Raw genomic sequence first — 714 nt, forward strand, 5'->3', positions numbered from 1 at the left:
GCACCATCCTGTCCGTTGCCGATGATGTAGCGGCCTTCGTTGTCCTTCGTCAGCTCAATGGCTGCCCAGTCGATCGGGTTCAGCACAATGCCGTCAGCCGGAAACTCGGACAGCTCGGCCTGCAGCAGAGCCAGACGCAGGCGGTCGATCCGCTGCTCCCCGGTGACCGTGATGCCGCCAGGCGCAGCGTACGTCTCCGCCAGGGTCATCAGGCCCTCGAGGTTGGCCCCGGTGCCATTGCCGTAGAGCAGCTGCAGTTCTTCGGCCATCAGCAGGCCATAGCGCGCACGAGCATCGATGTAGCTGCGCAGCGCCCGGGCGTCGTCGAGGATCTGGCGGCTCGCCTTGAACAGGTGAGCGATGGTGCGAACCGGCGCCGTCACCAACTCGAACGTGATATCCGAGTACGGCTTCGGCGAGCCTTCAGCGACCGGGGCCGCGTTGTTGGTAAAGCCGGTTTCACGCACGTACTCGTAGGAGTTGCTCTCGGTTTCACCCGGGGCGATCAGATCGCGGATGGTCAGGCGGCGCTCAGGCGGCATGATGATGTCGGTGCGGCGATCAGGTGCGACAGCAGCTCCACCAGTCGCGGTGGTGATCGCGGCACGCGGTACCGAGACGCGTCGCGAACCACGGAAGGAAGAATTCACACCCTCCATCGCCTCCGCGCCAGCGACGAGCTCGCCTGCCGACTTCGGACGCTCGGGCTCTCCG

1 protein-coding gene is annotated in these 714 nt (G+C 65.4%); it reads right to left on the reverse strand.

Features of this window, described 5'->3' with window-relative positions; all coding sequences use genetic code 11:
- The coding region (locus EA795_RS20670) for a phage major capsid protein (protein WP_122079239.1) at nucleotides 1–714 on the reverse strand (714 nt) is incomplete at both ends.

This window comes from Stutzerimonas nitrititolerans (genome assembly GCF_003696285.1).
Taxonomy (GTDB): Bacteria; Pseudomonadota; Gammaproteobacteria; order Pseudomonadales; family Pseudomonadaceae; genus Stutzerimonas; species Stutzerimonas nitrititolerans.